Below are 17,258 nucleotides of genomic sequence, written 5' to 3'. Positions count from 1 at the left end.
CGTTTACAACCCTTCTTACTTCTGCTCTTGAGCTGGAGGTACGTCAGTCGCTGGAGTAGCCGACTTTTGCTCTTGAAGCACCGGGACATCATCAGAAGCCGGTTTTGCTTTTGGAACTTCCAACACTGCTGGGTTTGGCAAACCTACCTGAGTCAGCACATGAGCCTTCTCTTTAGCAAAGTAACCTAACCCCAAGCTGGTTATGAAGAAACCGGCGGCAAGTATAGCAGTAAACTTACTAAGAAAGGTAGAGGAACCTTGGCTTCCGAACACAGTATTTGAAGCACCTGCACCGAAAGACGCACCAGCATCCGCACCTTTACCCTGTTGCAACAAAACCAGGGCAACTACGCCCAGGGCAGCCAACAGATGAAAAACGACTACGACTGTTTCCAGCATTTTTTCAGTTTCCCGCGGCGCGACAAATCGCACCGAACTCATCTGCATTCAGGGAAGCTCCACCAATGAGCCCCCCATCGATATCCGGCATGCCGAACAGTTCGACCGCATTGGCCGCCTTCACGCTGCCGCCGTATAGAAGCCGCACACCTTGTGCGACTTCAGAATTCTCTGCCGCCAACTGCGCGCGGATGGCTGCGTGCACATCCTGCGCCTGTTGCGGTGTAGCAGTCAGCCCGGTACCAATGGCCCAGACCGGCTCGTAAGCAATTACCGCCTTTGCGAACGCACCAACACCCAGCTCCTCGATGATGCTGCCAAGCTGACGCGAGACAACTTCAAGAGTCTTGCCCGATTCCCGCTGCTCAAGGGTCTCCCCAATACACAACACCGGAATCAAGCCACAAGCCTGCGCTGCTGCGAACTTGCGATTGAGTGTCCCATCACGCTCGCCCATCATCTGACGGCGCTCGGAGTGCCCGACAAGCACATAGGAACAACCCGCATCAACCAGCTGACTCGGTGCAATCTCACCGGTCAACGCACCTTGCATGGCTTCCACCGCAGAGTTCTGCGCGCCGACCTGAATCGACTTACCTTTCAAGCCATCCACCACTTGGGTGATATGCAAGCAAGGCGGGAACACCGCGATATCAACACCGCTAGGCAAGGCCAGGTGACGAAGGCCATTGATCAGCTCAGCGACACTGGCGCGGGTACCGTGCATCTTCCAGTTACCAGCTACCATAGTGCGACGCATGCTGTACCTCGTCGGTCAAAGTGGGCGCAGATGTTACCCAACCACATCATCACTGGCAAGCCGAATTCAGGCGCAAACTTCAGTTACCAGTTTTGCCAGGTCTTCGGCATGGCCGCGAACCTGTATTTCGTCGTCACCTTCGACCATGACGCGTACCAAAGGCTCTGTGCCGGACTTGCGTAGCAATACCCGTCCACGACCAGCCATTGCCAGGGTCGCGCGCTCACAAGCCTCTTTGACAGCAGGGTGCTCGATCGGGTTTTCCCCACCTGCGAAACGCACGTTCAGCAATACTTGCGGGCATTTGCGCAAAGCCTGACGCGCCTGGGCCAGGCTCTCTTCGCGGCGACGCAAAGCCAATAGCACCTGCAACGCCGCAATAATCGCGTCACCGGTGGTGGTGTGCTGGAAGCACACCACGTGCCCGGAGTTCTCACCACCTACCTGCCAGTTACGCTCCAGCAGCTCGGCGATCACATACCGGTCACCGACGTTGGCGCGAACAAAAGGAATACCCAGGTCTGCCAACGCCAACTCAAGCCCCAGGTTGCTCATCAGCGTACCGACGACACCGCCTTGCAGCTTGTTACGCTCATGCAGGTCGCGGGCAATGATGAACAACAGATCATCGCCGTCCACCACGGCACCCGTGTGGTCAACCATCAGCACGCGGTCGCCGTCACCGTCGAAGGCAATCCCGAGGTCGGCGTGCTCGGCCAGGACAGCGGCCTGCAACTGCTCCATATGGGTGGAGCCGCAGTTTTCGTTGATGTTCAATCCGTTGGGCTGAGCCGACAGCACTGTCACGTCTGCGCCAAGCTCCCTGAATACGCTTGGCGCGACTTTGTAGGTCGCACCATGGGCGCAGTCGACAACAACCTTCAGGCCGGCAAAATTGGTACTGGTAGGCACACTGCTCTTGCAGAACTCGATATAACGACCGGACGCGTCATTGATGCGCGACACCTTGCCCAGCTTGCTGGACTCGACCACGGTCATCGGCGCATCCAACAGTTCCTCGATCATAAGCTCAATCTCATCCGGCAACTTGGTGCCCTGACCGGAGAAGAACTTGATGCCGTTGTCGTCATGTGGATTGTGCGAAGCACTTATCACAATACCGGCCTCAGCGTGAAAGGTACGCGTCAGGTATGCAATCGCGGGCGTCGGCATTGGCCCCAGCAACATCACATCGGCGCCTGCGGCGGATAAGCCGGCCTCAAGCGCTGATTCAAACATGTATCCCGAAATCCGGGTGTCCTTGCCCACCAGGATGCGGCACGCCCCCATGCTGCGGAAAGCCATACCAGCCGCCCATCCAAGCTTGAGCATGAAATCAGGAGTAATCGGAAACTCGCCGACCCGACCACGGATACCGTCGGTGCCAAAGTATTTTTTAGTCATAAGTGCTCCATCATTCTTATTCGGCTGATTCCACAGCTGCAATCATGCGTACCACATCCACGGTCTCAGCAACGTCATGCACACGCAAGATGCGCGCACCCTTGGTCACCGCGAGCGCCGCCAGTGCAAGACCGCCGTACAACCGCTCACCCACCGGACGGCTCAATGCCAGCCCTATCATGCTCTTGCGCGAAACACCGACCAACAGGGGCCGACCAAGGGCATGCAAGGACTCCATGTGTTTGAACAAACTCAAATTGTGTTGCAGGGTCTTGGCGAAACCAAACCCCGGATCAAGGATGATCCTTTCCGGCGCAATACCTACCGCGACGCACTGGGCAACGCGCTCGGAGAGAAAACCACTCACTTCACCAACCAGGTCATCATAGTGCGGGCTGTCCTGCATATTGCCGGGCTCACCCAGCATATGCATCAAACACACCGGCAAACCGGTAGCTGCGGCTGCATCCAGGGCACCGTCGCGCCGCAGGGACCGCACATCGTTGATCAAGCCGGCACCTAATCGCGCAGTCTCACGCATCACGGCCGGGGTGGAGGTATCAACCGAAATGATCACATCCAACTCTCGAGCGATGCGCTCGACAATCGGCGCCACGCGCTCCAACTCCTCCAGAGGAGAAACTGCGCGAGCACCAGGCCGAGTCGATTCACCGCCCACATCAATCAAGGTCGCGCCGGCCGCCACCATGGCTTCTGCGTGACGCAATGCAGCATCAAGCTGGCTGAAGCGGCCACCATCGGAAAAGGAGTCAGGGGTTACATTAAGAATGCCCATGACATGCGTATGGGCCAAATCAAGAACCCGGTTGCCGCAAGGCAACCGGGGGGAGGACGGAGCAAAAGTCATTTCAAACCTTAATGATCAGCTGCCGGGCCACCGATTGGGGTTTCAGGGCGTTCGTTCTGAACCACAGGCGGGGTGCCCGAAGTACCCGAACCACCTTCCCAATCACGAGGCTCACGAGGTGCCCGACCGGCCATAATGTCGTCGATCTGGTCTGCGTCGATGGTCTCGTACTTCATCAGTGCATCAGCCATTGCATCAAGTTTGTCGCGATTATCCGTCAGGATCTGCTTGGCAGTGCCGTAGCACTGGTCAATGATACTGCGCACCTCAGAATCGATCAGCTTGGCTGTCTCACCGGAGAAACTGGCGTTTTGACCACCGCCGCCACGCCCCAGGAATACTTCACCTTCTTCTTCGGCATACATCAAAGGACCGAGTTTTTCCGACAAGCCCCACTTGGTCACCATGTTCCGCGCAATCTGGCTGGCGCGCATGATGTCGTTGGAAGCCCCAGTGGTCACGCCGTCGAAGCCCAAGGTCATTTCTTCAGCAATTCGACCGCCGTACAGCGAGCAGATCTGACTGATCAGCGCACGCTTGGAGAGGCTATAACGATCCTCCTCCGGCAGGAACATGGTGACACCCAACGCACGACCACGAGGAATAATCGACACTTTGTAGACCGGGTCATGCTCAGGCACGACGCGCCCCACAATGGCGTGGCCGGCTTCGTGATAAGCAGTGTTCTGCTTCTCTTTTTCGGACATGACCATGGATTTGCGCTCAGCGCCCATCATGATCTTGTCTTTCGCCAACTCGAACTCTTTCATTTCAACGATGCGCTTGCCGGTACGGGCTGCAAACAGCGAAGCCTCGTTCACCAGGTTGGCCAGGTCAGCACCCGAGAACCCCGGGGTACCACGGGCAATCACAGCCGGTGCAACGTCGTCGCCCATTGGCACTTTGCGCATGTGCACTTTCAGGATTTGTTCGCGCCCACGGATGTCCGGCAGGCCAACCACCACCTGGCGGTCAAAGCGGCCTGGACGCAGCAGCGCAGGATCCAACACGTCCGGACGGTTGGTTGCCGCGATGACGATGATGCCGTCATTCATCTCGAAACCATCCATCTCGACCAGCAACTGGTTGAGGGTTTGCTCACGCTCATCATGACCACCGCCCATGCCAGCACCACGATGGCGACCAACGGCGTCGATTTCATCGATGAAGATGATGCATGGCGCATGCTTCTTGGCCTGTTCGAACATGTCGCGAACGCGGCTCGCACCGACACCGACGAACATTTCAACGAAGTCAGAACCGGAAATGGTGAAGAACGGTACCTTGGCTTCGCCGGCAATGGCCTTGGCCAGCAAGGTTTTACCGGTACCTGGAGGGCCGACCATCAGCACGCCGCGAGGAATACGGCCACCCAGGCGCTGGAATTTGCCTGGATCGCGCAAGAACTCAACCAACTCGCCGACTTCTTCCTTGGCTTCGTCGCAACCCGCTACGTCCGCCAGGGTAGTCTTTACCTGATCTTCAGAGAGCAGGCGCGCCTTGCTCTTGCCGAAGCTCATCGGCCCGCCCTTGCCTCCCGCACCGCCTTGCATCTGGCGCATGAAGAACATGAACACGGCAATGATCACCAGGATCGGGAAGCTTGCCACCAGGAGTTGAGTCCAGATGCTCTGCTGCTCAGGCTGCTTGCCTTCGACAACCACGTGGTTATCCACCAGGTCGCCGATCAGACCGTTGTCCTGAATTGCCGGACGAATGGTCTTGAAGCTGTCGCCATCGTTGCGTTTGCCGGTGATCACGTAGCCATCAACCGCTACGCGCTCGACCTTGCCATCCTTAACTTGCTGGATGAAGTCGGAATAGTTGAGGGTCTGCGGCTCGTTAGGGCTGGAGAAGTTGTTCATCACCGTCACGAGGACAGCCGCGATGATCAACCACAGGATCAGATTCTTTGCCATATCGTTCAATTAACTACCCTCTGAAGCAAGCTCCGCTACTGGCGCGCGCTTCGCATGATATTCACCGGCCTAACTTACTACATTACCTACAACTCTGGCAGGCGCCGTCTGTAACCCTTTGTGAAACTTTGACTACACAATATTCGTAAAGCTTCGTGACGAAAGCGATATAAAAAAACCTATCGCCCTCCTCGAATTCCTCAAAAACGCTCTTCACTCGCCGCGCCTTCGACGCCACGGAAGCCGCGGCACAGCAGGTATTGCTCCCTGGACCGGTCCCGGGAAGAGTCTGGTTTACGCGTCTGCACCTTGTCGAACAATTTGCGGATGTTCTTGTGGTACTCGTCGAAACCCTCTCCCTGGAACACCTTCACCAGGAAATCGCCACCGGGACGCAACACCCGACCCGCCAAATCCAGCGCCAATTCGCAAAGGAACATGGCCCGCGGCATATCAACGGCCGGTAATCCACTCATATTGGGGGCCATGTCGGAAATCACAAGGTCTACCTGCGAATTTCCCACAGCCTCAAGGATCTGGGCGAGCACTGTGTCCTGGGTAAAGTCTCCATGAACAAAGGTCACATCCGGGATGCTGTCCATTTCCAGGATGTCGGAAGCAATCAGGCGACCTTGACCACCAATCAGACGACTGGTCACCTGGGACCAGCCACCGGGAGCCGCGCCAAGATCGATGACGCTCATGCCTGGACGAATCAACTTGTCCTTGTCCTGGATCTCCAACAGCTTGTAGCTGGCCCGGGAACGATAGCCATCCTTTTGCGCCTTTTTGACGTAAGGATCGTTGAAATGCTCTTGCAGCCACTTAAGGCTAGTTTTGGAACGGGCCACGGGCCACCTCGAAAATAAAACGGGTCGTGATTAACTGGGCGGTCCCGGACTCGCTCGGGTAAACTGGCCGCCGCTTTTTACAAGATCAGACGCAGGGGTCAGATTATGCCGCTCACTCAAGAGCAGAAGAAACAGTACAAATCCATTGGCCACCATCTGAAACCAGTTCTGATTGTGGCAGACAACGGTTTGACTGAAGGTGTGTTAGCCGAACTTGAACGCGCATTGGGCGATCACGAACTGATCAAGATCAAGGTCAACATCCTTGACCGCGAGGCGCGCCTGGCCGCCATTGCAGAACTGTGCAAGTTTGGCAAGGCGGACCTGGTTCAGGTCATCGGCAAGATGGCGCTGCTGTATCGCAAGAACTTCAGCGTCAACAAGCAACTGTCGAACGTACACCGCTTCAAGTAATACAAAGGGTCACGGGCGTGCTTCGCGCGCCCCGCCACTCCATCCCGGAGCAGGCTGTATAACCAGCACCAGGCCGGAGAACCCTAGCACAAGATAGCTGAATAGCTGCCAGCGCAACGCTTCCGGCAGCCAGACATGCACAATGCAATACATTGCACACGCATACAGCGCCATCAACAGCAGTTGGCCGCGAATATCCCGCCACAGACTCTCCAAGCCTTCAGCCTTGACCAGCACCAACGCCTGAAGCGCTACGCACGCCGCCGCGAAACCCACCAGCAGCGCACTCAGTAATCCATCGATTTCATCGATCAGCAACGGAGCCAGGCCAATCACGCCCAGCACCGGCAATACACCAAGATGTAACAACCATAGGCCGCCCACCCAAAGCATCTGGGCAAGCTGCCAAAGCATGGCGCCCGCACGAAGCGGGCGCCGCCTTTCAGATGTGACGAACTTCAACAATCTCGTACTCGATCACACCGCCTGGCGTTTTGACAGACACCACATCACCCTCTTCCTTGGCGATCAAGGCACGGGCCAGTGGTGAGCCGACGGAGATCTTGCCGAGCTTGAAGTCAGCCTCGTCCTCTCCCACGATGTGGTAGACCACGCTCTCGTCAGTCTCAACGTTGGCGATCTCCACGGTGGTACCGAAAATCACCTTGCCAGTGTGGGGAATAGTCGTGACGTCGATGATCACCGCATTCTGCAAACGGCCTTCGATATCACGGATCCGCGCTTCGACCATACCCTGCTGCTCACGAGCAGCGTGGTATTCGGCGTTTTCCTTCAGGTCACCCAGCTCGCGGGCCGTACCAATGTCCTGACTCAGCTTTGGACGTACGACCTTGGTCAGATGGGCGTGCTCCTCTTCCAGGGCCTTGGCACCCTGGACGGTCATTGGGTATTTGATCATGCCTTCAATCCTGCATGTAGATCCTGCAAGCGACGCACGGTCTTTTCCGGACCGAACTTGAGCGCTTCGCAGATAGCTTCGCCAGCAGCAATAGTGGTGGTGCAGTAGATCTTGTGCTGCAAGGCATTACGGCGAATGGAGTAGGAATCCGCGATCGACTGGCGACCTTCGGTGGTGTTGATGATCAGCGTGACTTCATCATTCTTGATCATGTCGACCACATGCGGACGGCCTTCCGTCACCTTGTTCACGCGGCGCACTTTCAAGCCGGCCGCTTCGATCAGCTTGGCGGTCCCGGCAGTTGCCACGATTTCAAAGCCCAAGTTGATCAGATCACGGGCCACGCCTGCAACCAGCGGCTTGTCATCATCACGCACGCTGATAAACGCAGTACCGCCGGTCGGCAGCACTTCGCTGGCGCCCATCTGGGCCTTGGCGAATGCTTCACCGAAGGTGTCGCCCACGCCCATCACTTCACCGGTGGACTTCATCTCCGGACCGAGGATCGGGTCCACACCAGGGAATTTGGCAAATGGGAACACTGCCTCTTTCACACTGTAGAAGTTCGGAATGATTTCCTTGGTGAAGCCAATTTCCTTCAGGGTCTTACCCGCCATCACACGCGCAGCGATCATGGCCAGGGACACGCCGATGCACTTGGAAACGAACGGCACGGTACGCGAAGCACGCGGGTTGACTTCAATGACGTAGATGTCTTCGCCCTGCAGCGCCAACTGTACGTTCATCAGGCCGACAACACCCAACTCCAAGGCCATTTTCTTGACCTGCTCGCGCATCTCGTCCTGGATATGTGCAGGCAACGAATACGGCGGCAGCGAGCACGCGGAGTCACCGGAGTGAACGCCCGCCTGCTCGATGTGCTGCATGATCGCGCCGATGACCACGTCGGTACCGTCGCAAACTGCATCCACGTCCATTTCGATGGCGCAGTTGAGGAAGTGGTCCAGCAGCACCGGGCTGTCGTTGGACACTTTTACCGCATCACGCAGGTAACGCTTGAGCTCTTCTTCTTCGTAGACGATTTCCATCGCCCGGCCGCCCAGCACGTAGGATGGACGCACCACCAGCGGGTAGCCGATCTTGCTGGCTGCACGGATGGCCTCGTCTTCGCTGCGCACGGTAGCGTTTGGCGGCTGGCGCAGGTTCAGGCGCTCAACCATTTGCTGGAAGCGCTCACGATCTTCGGCACGGTCGATGGCGTCAGGGCTCGTGCCGATGATTGGCACGCCGGCGGCCTCAAGGGCACGCGCCAGTTTCAGCGGGGTTTGGCCGCCGTACTGGACGATCACGCCTTTGGGCTTCTCGACGCGACAGATTTCCAACACGTCTTCCAACGTTACCGGCTCGAAGTACAGGCGGTCGGAAGTGTCGTAGTCAGTGGAAACAGTTTCCGGGTTGCAGTTGACCATGATGGTCTCGTACCCGTCTTCGCGCAGCGCGAGGGCGGCATGTACGCAGCAATAGTCGAATTCGATGCCTTGGCCGATACGGTTCGGACCACCACCCAGGATGATAATCTTGTCGCGGCCCGACGGCGCGGCCTCGCACTCTTCCTCGTAGGTGGAGTACAGGTACGCAGTGTCGGTGGCGAACTCGGCAGCACAGGTGTCAACGCGCTTGTAGACCGGGAAGATCTCCAGCTTGTGGCGATGCGTGCGCAGGTTTTTCTCGGTCACACCCAGCAGCTTGGCCAGGCGCTGGTCGGAGAAGCCTTTGCGCTTGAGGCGGAACATCATGTCGCGATCGATGCTGGCCAGACCCAGGGTCTTGACCTTCTCCTCTTCCTTGATCAGATCTTCGATCTGCACCAGGAACCACGGATCGATCATGTTCATGCCGAAGATGTCTTCGACAGTCATGCCGGCGCGGAAGGCGTCAGCCACATACCAGATACGCTCGGCGCCCGGCACGGTCAGCTCGCGCTTGAGGATGCTCATGCTTTCCGGATTGCTCAGGTCGAGCTTCTCGTCCAGGCCGCAAACGCCCACTTCCAGGCCACGCAGGGCTTTCTGCAGGGACTCCTGGAAGGTTCGGCCGATGGCCATGACTTCACCCACCGACTTCATCTGGGTGGTCAGGCGCGCGTCGGCTTTGGCGAACTTCTCGAAGGCAAAGCGTGGCAGCTTGGTCACGACATAGTCGATGGACGGTTCGAAGGACGCCGGCGTAGCGCCGCCCGTGATTTCGTTTTGCAGTTCGTCCAGGGTGTAACCGATAGCCAGCTTGGCGGCGATACGCGCAATCGGGAAGCCGGTCGCTTTCGATGCCAGCGCCGAAGAACGCGATACACGCGGGTTCATCTCGATCACGACCATGCGGCCGGTGTCCGGGCAGATACCGAACTGAACGTTGGAGCCACCGGTTTCAACGCCGATCTCACGCAATACCGCCAACGAGGCGTTACGCATGATCTGGTATTCCTTGTCCGTCAGGGTCTGCGCCGGAGCAACGGTGATCGAGTCACCGGTGTGCACACCCATCGGGTCGAAGTTTTCGATGGAGCAGACGATGATGCAATTGTCCTTTTTGTCACGGACAACCTCCATCTCATACTCTTTCCAGCCAATCAGGGATTCGTCGATCAGCAGCTCTTTGGTCGGAGACAGGTCCAGGCCACGGGCGCAGATTTCTTCGAACTCTTCACGGTTGTAGGCAATGCCACCACCGGTGCCGCCCATGGTGAAGGACGGACGGATAATGCACGGGAAGCCGAGCTTTTCGAGAACTGCGTTAGCCTCCTCCATGCTGTGGGCGATACCGGAGCGCGGGCAGTCAAGGCCGATGGACTTCATGGCCTTGTCGAAGCGCGAACGGTCTTCAGCCTTGTCGATGGTGTCGGCATTGGCGCCGATCATCTCTACGCCGAATTTTTCCAGGACGCCTTCGCGCTCCAGATCCAGGGCGCAGTTCAATGCAGTCTGGCCGCCCATGGTCGGCAGCAGTGCGTCCGGACGCTCTTTCTCGATGATCTTGGCAACCGTCTGCCACTTGATCGGCTCGATGTAGGTAGCGTCGGCCATGTCCGGATCGGTCATGATGGTGGCCGGGTTGGAGTTCACCAGGATGACGCGGTAACCCTCTTCGCGCAGGGCTTTGCAGGCCTGGGCGCCGGAGTAGTCGAATTCGCAGGCCTGGCCGATAACGATCGGGCCAGCGCCGAGAATCAGGATGCTTTTTATGTCTGTACGTTTTGGCATGGGTTTGTCACTCAAATCCGCAGGTCAGTCGGCAAGCCGTCTTGAACAATCTTCGAAGAGCCTGCAGGGGCCGCCAAGGTAGGGGCCGCCCGCAGGCCGCTCAGTCAGCGTCGCTTGGCCATCTCATTGATGAAACGGTCGAACAGCGGTGCTACGTCGTTCGGGCCCGGGCTTGCTTCAGGGTGGCCCTGGAAGCTGAACGCGCTCTTGTCAGTACGCTCGATACCCTGCAGGGAACCGTCGAACAACGACTTGTGAATCGCGCGGACATTGCTCGGCAAGGTCGCTTCATCCACCGCAAAACCGTGGTTCTGGCTGGTGATCATCACAACGCCGGTGTCCAGGTCCTGCACAGGGTGGTTGGCGCCGTGATGGCCATGACCCATTTTCAGGGTCTTGGCGCCGGAGGCCAGCGCCAGCAGTTGGTGACCGAGGCAGATACCAAATACCGGAATCTCGGTTTCCAGCACTTCCTTGATGGCCTGGATGGCGTAGTCACAAGGCTCAGGATCACCCGGGCCGTTGGACAGGAACACGCCGTCAGGTTGCAGGGCCAGCACGTCGCTGGCAGGCGTTTGCGCCGGCACCACGGTCACGCGGCACCCACGCTCGACCAGCATACGCAGGATGTTGTACTTGACGCCGTAGTCGTATGCGACCACGTGATACGGCAGGTCAGCCGCTTCGATAGTCTCGTGGCTGTCGGTCTTCAAGTCCCAGACAGTGGAGCGCCACTCGTACTGCTCCTTGGTGCTGACGACTTTCGCCAGGTCCATGCCTTTCAGGCCTGGGAAGCCTTGCGCTGCAGCAATCGCCGCTGCTTCGGAAATATTGTCACCGACCATGATGCAGCCATTCTGCGAGCCCTTTTCACGCAGGATGCGCGTCAGGCGGCGCGTATCGATACCGGCGATCGCCACAACGTTGTTGGCTTTCAGGTAATCGGACAGCGACATCGTGTTACGCCAGTTGCTCGCAACCAGTGGCAGATCACGAATGACCAGACCTGCCGACCAGACACGATCAGACTCAACGTCTTCCGGCGTAGTACCGGTGTTGCCGATGTGCGGATAGGTCAGGGTAACGATCTGTTGGGCGTAGGAAGGATCGGTAAGGATTTCCTGATAGCCGGTCATGGCGGTGTTAAACACCACCTCTCCAACGGTTTGACCGTCGGCTCCAATGGCTTCGCCGCGAAAAATGCTGCCATCAGCAAGGGCGAGTATGGCTGGCTTAGTCAAGAAGACCTCCCGTAAATAAAGCCTGAAAGGGCGATCGCAGGTTGTAAAAAAGCGGAGTGACGTATGGACACGTCACCCCGCTTCTTCACTGAATTATTCTGCGCGCTTTTAGTGGACACACTAAAGCTGTAGCTTACAGAAAAAGGCTTTTTTGGTCCACCGCTAATGAGCCTTAAAGGCAGGAGAATGCGACAGGACGTCGCTTAGCGGGTAAAAACGGGGCCTTAGGATAATCCCGAGGCCCGGTTTTAGCTACTGCTTAGTGCAGATCCAACACATCGCGCATGTCGTACAGACCAGCCTCGCGACCTTCCAACCAGAGCGCGGCACGCACCGCGCCCTTGGCGAATGTCATGCGGCTCGAAGCCTTGTGGGTAATTTCCAGGCGCTCACCCTCGGTAGCAAACAAGACCGTGTGGTCGCCTACGACATCACCGCCACGGACGGTCGCAAAACCAATGGTGTCACGCGCACGCGCACCGGTATGCCCTTCGCGACCGTAAACCGCCACTTTGGACAGATCACGCCCCAGCGCATCGGCAATAGCCTCCCCCATGCGCAGCGCGGTACCCGACGGCGCATCGATCTTGTGACGGTGATGCGTCTCGATAATCTCGATATCCGCCTCATCCCCCAGCACCCGCGCCGCCATGTCCAGCAACTTGAGCGACAGATTCACGCCGACACTGAAGTTGGCTGCGAAGACGACGGGAATATCCTTACCCGCCTCCTCCAACAACTGCTTCTGCTGCGCAGTCAAACCCGTGGTACCAATCACCATCGCCTTGCCCGCCTTGCGGCAGAACGCGAGGTTTTTCAGCATCACTTCCGGCAGGGTGAAGTCGATCAGCACATCGAATTCGTCAGCCACCTGCTCCAGGCTGCCTGACAATGAGACACCGATACGCCCCAGCGAAGCCAACTCACCCGCATCCGCACCGATCAACGTGCTACCGGGACGAACAATCGCCGCGGTCAGCCCAGAGGCCGGGGAGCGCTGCTGCACCGCCTCGACCAGCGTCTTGCCCATGCGCCCGGCAGCGCCCATTACGGCTATACGTCGCATACTCACTTCCTTACAGGTCGCCGAAGAAGCGCTTCACGCCTTCGAAAAAGCCAGTGGTTTTCGGCGAATGCGTGTCATCGCCCTCCAGCGAACTGCGGAATTCCTCAAGCAATTCACGCTGACGGCGCCCCAGATTGACCGGAGTCTCCACGGCCACACGACACATCAAGTCGCCAGCACCGCCACCGCGCACCGGCGCTACGCCCTTGCCACGAATACGGAACTGCTTGCCGGTCTGCGTACCTTCAGGGATCTTGAGCTTGACCCGACCGTCCAGGGTCGGGATCTCCAATTCGCCACCCAGGGCTGCATCGACAAAGCTGATCGGCACTTCACAGAACAAGTGCTTGCCGTCGCGCTGGAAGATCGAGTGCTCGCGCACATTGATCACCACGTACAGGTCGCCCGTAGGACCGCCCTGGGTACCGGCCTCACCCTCACCCGACAGACGAATACGGTCTCCGGTATCGACTCCCGCCGGCACTTTCACCGCCAGGGTCTTGTACTCTTCGACGCGGCCTTCGCCGTGGCAGGAATCGCACGGATCGGAAATGATCTTGCCCTGCCCATGGCAACGCGGACAGGTCTGCTGCACCGAGAAGAAACCCTGCTGCATACGCACCTGGCCGATACCGCCGCATGTCGGGCAAGTAATCGGCGCGGAACCTTTCTTGGCACCCGAACCATCACACGGCTTGCAGTTAACCAGCGTCGGTACGCGAATATTGACGCTGGTGCCGCGTACAGCTTCTTCCAGGTTCAGCTCCAGGGTGTAACGCAAGTCGCTGCCACGCTGGGCACCGCCACGCTGACCACCCCGGCCACCACCAAAGAAGTCACTGAATACATCACCGAAAATATCGGAGAAGTTCTGACCGCCAAAACCGGCACCGCCGCCCATGCTCGGGTCGACACCGGCATGTCCATACTGGTCGTAGGCCGCACGCTTGTTGGGATCAGACAAACATTCGTAAGCCTCGTTGGCCTCTTTGAACATGTCTTCGGATTCTTTGCTATCCGGATTACGGTCCGGGTGGTGCTTCATTGCCAGGCGACGGTAAGCCTTTTTCAGGTCCGCCTCGCTGGAGCCGCGCTCCACACCCAACACTTCGTAATAGTCACGCTTTGCCATAAGTCTTTGCACTCTTAAGGACGTCCAGCCAGACCCTCCTGAGCCTGGCTAAACTCGTTGAGCCCCAATACAGGCCCGGACCCAACTCACGTCAATTCAACGATCCTGGTCGTTACTACTTTTTAGCCAGGGACCCGGCCAAAAACGCGGTATTCATTGCTCGGAAAGCAGGAGCATCCCCGATCACACCGCCAACATCCGAACACAGTCGCATGCTGTAAAAATTCGCATACCCCAGACACGCCAACGCGGGAGCAAGCTCCCGCGCGGCGACATCCTACCAGTCACCGCTTGATAGCGGTCAACCGGACGACCAACTTACTTCTTGTCGGTAACTTCTTCGAACTCGGCATCGACAACATCGTCTTTAGCTTCTGGCTCTGCCTGTTGAGCAGCACCGTCAGCCGGCTGAGCCTGTTCGGCGTACATTTTCTGAGCCACTGGCGCGGAAACTTTCGACAACTCTTCAACCTTGGCTTCAATGGCAGCCTTGTCGTCGCCTTTGACAGCGGCTTCCAGGGCAACTACAGCAGCTTCGATCGCGGCCTTCTCTTCAGCGGTCACTTTCTCGCCAGCATCAGCGATCATTTTGCGTGTCGAGTGAACCAGTGCGTCGCCCTGGTTACGGGCACCTGCCAACTCTTCGAACTTCTTGTCAGCTTCAGCATTGGTTTCAGCATCACGGATCATCTGTTGAATTTCTTCATCAGAAAGACCGGAGTTGGCCTTGATGGTGATCTTCTGCTCTTTGCCGGTAGCCTTGTCTTTCGCACCTACGTGCAGAATGCCGTTGGCGTCGATGTCGAAGGTCACTTCGATCTGTGGCACGCCACGTGGTGCTGGTGGAATCTCAGCCAGGTCGAACTTGCCCAGGGACTTGTTCTGAGCAGCCTGCTTACGCTCACCTTGCAGCACGTGAATGGTCACAGCACCCTGGTTGTCATCAGCCGTCGAGAACACCTGGGATTTCTTGGTAGGAATCGTGGTGTTTTTCTCGATCAGCGCAGTCATCACGCCACCCATGGTTTCGATACCCAGGGTCAGCGGGCTTACGTCCAGCAGCAACACGTCTTTCACGTCACCGGCCAATACCGCGCCCTGGATGGCAGCACCCATGGCAACCGCTTCGTCCGGGTTCACATCTTTACGTGCTTCTTTGCCGAAGAACTCGGTAACCAACTTCTGAACCAGTGGCATACGGGTCTGACCGCCTACCAGGATCACGTCGTTGATCGCACCAACATCAATACCGGAGTCTTTCAGCGCAATGCGGCATGGCTCGATAGTGCGTTGAACCAGGTCTTCGACCAGCGCTTCCAACTTGGCGCGAGAAATCTTCACGTTCAAGTGCTTAGGACCGGTGGCGTCTGCGGTGATGTACGGCAGGTTAACGTCGGTCGACTGAGCAGAAGACAGCTCGATCTTGGCTTTTTCAGCAGCCTCTTTCAGGCGCTGCATCGCCAGCGGGTCACCCTTGAGGTTCATGCCGCTTTCTTTCTTGAATTCGTCAACGAGGTAGTCGATCAGACGAATGTCAAAGTCCTCACCACCCAGGAAGGTGTCGCCGTTGGTGGCCAACACTTCGAACTGGTGCTCGCCGTCTACTTCAGCGATCTCGATCACGGAAACGTCGAACGTACCGCCACCCAGGTCATAAACGATCACGGTGTGATCGCCCTTGGCCTTGTCCATACCGTAAGCCAGAGCAGCTGCGGTCGGTTCGTTGATGATACGTTTTACATCCAGGCCCGCGATGCGGCCGGCGTCTTTGGTCGCCTGGCGCTGGCTGTCGTTGAAATAGGCTGGAACGGTGATCACCGCCTCAGTCACTGTCTCACCCAAGTAATCTTCGGCAGTCTTCTTCATCTTCTTCAAGATTTCAGCCGAGATTTGCGGTGGCGACATTTTCTGGCCATTTACTTCAACCCAGGCGTCACCGTTGTCAGCCTTGGCGATCTTGTAAGGGACCATTTTGATGTCTTTTTGTACGACTTCTTCGTCGAACTTACGACCGATCAGGCGCTTCACCGCGTACAGGGTGTTATGCGGGTTGGTCACAGCCTGGCGCTTGGCCGACTGGCCAACGAGGATTTCACCATCGTTGGCGTAAGCGATGATCGACGGCGTGGTACGCGCGCCTTCGGCGTTTTCGATTACTTTTGCAACGCCGTTTTCCAACACGGAGACGCAGGAGTTGGTGGTCCCCAGGTCAATACCGATAATTTTGCCCATGATTTACTCTCCCGAAACTTGAATTTGGTTGCCGCAGCAGTGGTGGCTAACTGCGGTAGCACTTAAACGCTTGACTTATAAATGGGGGCCTTGCGGCGGATTTCAAGCCTGCTCATCAATAGAAGGTGCAACGGGTGCAGGAGCCTTGCTCACCACCACCATTGCAGGGCGCAACAGGCGACCGTTGAGCTGATAGCCCTTCTGGAACACTTTCAACACACTATTGGGCTCGAGGTCGTGGCTTTCTTGCATGGCCATGGCCTGGTGAAGCTCAGCGCTGAACGGTTCGCCGCCTTGCGGATCAATGGCTTCCAGCTGATAACGCTTCAGGGTGTCCTGAAACATTTTCAGGGTCAGTTCGATCCCTTCGCGCATCGGGCGGATGTTTTCGTCATCCGGGTTGGACAACTCGAGGCCACGCTCCAGACTGTCAATAATTGGCAGCAAGTCGCCCGCGAACTTCTCCAGCCCGAACTTGTGAGCTTTTTCTACGTCCTGCTCGGCACGGCGGCGGACGTTCTGCAGATCGGCGGCAACACGCAAAGACTGATCCTGCGCAGCGGCCAACTGCTCTTCGAGCACTTGCACACGAGTTGCCAGTTCATCACCGACAGCCGAATTGGCGTCCGGAGTTTGCGTATCCTGCGTCTGTTCGTCAGCCATAGATTTCTCCTTTCAAAATCATGCGCGAACTCAACTCGCGCTTCTGTTCCGGTATATGGGGCCACAATTTCCAGGTTCAAGGGTGCAGGCTCTACCAAAAGTCTTTCGCCTGCCCCAGATCAACTTCGGCCCGATCATTCTCCTTTGCACTAAAAAAGCTGAACGACCGAGC

The 17,258-nt window shown here is 57.5% G+C and carries 15 protein-coding genes; 1 reads left to right on the top strand and 14 read right to left on the bottom strand.

The window, feature by feature from the left end; translation table 11 throughout:
- Positions 1 to 15 precede the first annotated feature (15 nt).
- The 6 genes from secG to rlmE all read right to left on the bottom strand — a co-directional run bounded on the left by secG (position 16) and on the right by rlmE (position 6,201).
- The gene (gene secG / locus BLQ09_RS19680; protein WP_010206600.1) at positions 16 to 399 is read right to left on the bottom strand and encodes a preprotein translocase subunit SecG; all 384 of its coding nucleotides are present in this window, start codon (positions 397 to 399) and stop codon (positions 16 to 18) included.
- 4 nt (positions 400 to 403) lie between these two features.
- Positions 404 to 1,159 (bottom strand): triose-phosphate isomerase, encoded by a 756-nt coding sequence (tpiA, locus tag BLQ09_RS19675; RefSeq protein WP_015885920.1) that lies wholly within the window; start codon positions 1,157 to 1,159, stop codon positions 404 to 406.
- Between the two features lie 66 nt (positions 1,160 to 1,225).
- Complete coding sequence (glmM, locus tag BLQ09_RS19670; protein ID WP_027605367.1) at positions 1,226 to 2,563, bottom strand: phosphoglucosamine mutase; 1,338 nt, start codon at positions 2,561 to 2,563, stop codon at positions 1,226 to 1,228.
- 16 nt (positions 2,564 to 2,579) lie between these two features.
- The gene (gene folP, locus BLQ09_RS19665) at positions 2,580 to 3,431 is read right to left on the bottom strand and encodes a dihydropteroate synthase (protein ID WP_027605366.1); all 852 of its coding nucleotides are present in this window, start codon (positions 3,429 to 3,431) and stop codon (positions 2,580 to 2,582) included.
- 8 nt (positions 3,432 to 3,439) lie between these two features.
- A complete protein-coding gene (gene ftsH / locus BLQ09_RS19660; RefSeq protein ID WP_027605365.1) occupies positions 3,440 to 5,350 on the bottom strand; it encodes an ATP-dependent zinc metalloprotease FtsH in 1,911 nt (636 codons plus the stop codon).
- 200 nt (positions 5,351 to 5,550) lie between these two features.
- Positions 5,551 to 6,201, bottom strand: coding sequence for a 23S rRNA (uridine(2552)-2'-O)-methyltransferase RlmE (gene rlmE / locus BLQ09_RS19655; RefSeq protein ID WP_015885924.1), 651 nt, complete (start codon positions 6,199 to 6,201; stop codon positions 5,551 to 5,553).
- A 105-nt stretch (positions 6,202 to 6,306) separates the two neighbouring features.
- Between rlmE and BLQ09_RS19650 the strand changes: the two genes are divergently transcribed.
- A complete protein-coding gene (locus tag BLQ09_RS19650; protein WP_092358288.1) occupies positions 6,307 to 6,615 on the top strand; it encodes a YhbY family RNA-binding protein in 309 nt (102 codons plus the stop codon).
- Positions 6,616 to 6,624: 9 nt separating this feature from the next.
- On the opposite strand, the gene BLQ09_RS19645 is transcribed toward BLQ09_RS19650, so the two are convergent.
- The 8 genes from BLQ09_RS19645 to grpE form a co-directional block, all read right to left on the bottom strand.
- Complete coding sequence (locus BLQ09_RS19645) at positions 6,625 to 7,029, bottom strand: hypothetical protein (protein WP_027605364.1); 405 nt, start codon at positions 7,027 to 7,029, stop codon at positions 6,625 to 6,627.
- A 28-nt stretch (positions 7,030 to 7,057) separates the two neighbouring features.
- Entirely contained in the window at positions 7,058 to 7,534 is a 477-nt protein-coding gene (gene greA, locus BLQ09_RS19640) for a transcription elongation factor GreA (protein WP_027605363.1), read from the bottom strand.
- Positions 7,531 to 10,752: a carbamoyl-phosphate synthase large subunit gene (gene carB / locus BLQ09_RS19635; protein WP_027605362.1), complete on the bottom strand. Its 3,222-nt coding sequence runs from the start codon at positions 10,750 to 10,752 to the stop codon at positions 7,531 to 7,533. The genes greA and carB overlap by 4 nt, the downstream gene beginning before the upstream one ends.
- A 104-nt stretch (positions 10,753 to 10,856) precedes the next feature.
- Entirely contained in the window at positions 10,857 to 11,993 is a 1,137-nt protein-coding gene (carA, locus tag BLQ09_RS19630) for a glutamine-hydrolyzing carbamoyl-phosphate synthase small subunit (protein ID WP_027605361.1), read from the bottom strand.
- A gap of 259 nt (positions 11,994 to 12,252) precedes the next feature.
- On the bottom strand, positions 12,253 to 13,059 hold the full coding sequence (gene dapB / locus BLQ09_RS19625; protein ID WP_027605360.1) for a 4-hydroxy-tetrahydrodipicolinate reductase: 807 nt from the start codon (positions 13,057 to 13,059) through the stop codon (positions 12,253 to 12,255).
- A 10-nt stretch (positions 13,060 to 13,069) separates the two neighbouring features.
- Complete coding sequence (gene dnaJ, locus BLQ09_RS19620; RefSeq protein ID WP_027605359.1) at positions 13,070 to 14,191, bottom strand: molecular chaperone DnaJ; 1,122 nt, start codon at positions 14,189 to 14,191, stop codon at positions 13,070 to 13,072.
- Positions 14,192 to 14,509: 318 nt separating this feature from the next.
- The gene (gene dnaK / locus BLQ09_RS19615; RefSeq protein WP_027605358.1) at positions 14,510 to 16,423 is read right to left on the bottom strand and encodes a molecular chaperone DnaK; all 1,914 of its coding nucleotides are present in this window, start codon (positions 16,421 to 16,423) and stop codon (positions 14,510 to 14,512) included.
- Positions 16,424 to 16,525: 102 nt separating this feature from the next.
- The gene (gene grpE, locus BLQ09_RS19610) at positions 16,526 to 17,086 is read right to left on the bottom strand and encodes a nucleotide exchange factor GrpE (RefSeq protein ID WP_027605357.1); all 561 of its coding nucleotides are present in this window, start codon (positions 17,084 to 17,086) and stop codon (positions 16,526 to 16,528) included.
- Positions 17,087 to 17,258 lie beyond the last annotated feature (172 nt).

The organism is Pseudomonas sp. NFACC25 (assembly GCF_900100935.1).
Taxonomy (GTDB): Bacteria; Pseudomonadota; Gammaproteobacteria; order Pseudomonadales; family Pseudomonadaceae; genus Aquipseudomonas; species Aquipseudomonas marginalis.
This window is presented reverse-complemented; position numbering and strand designations above follow the sequence as displayed.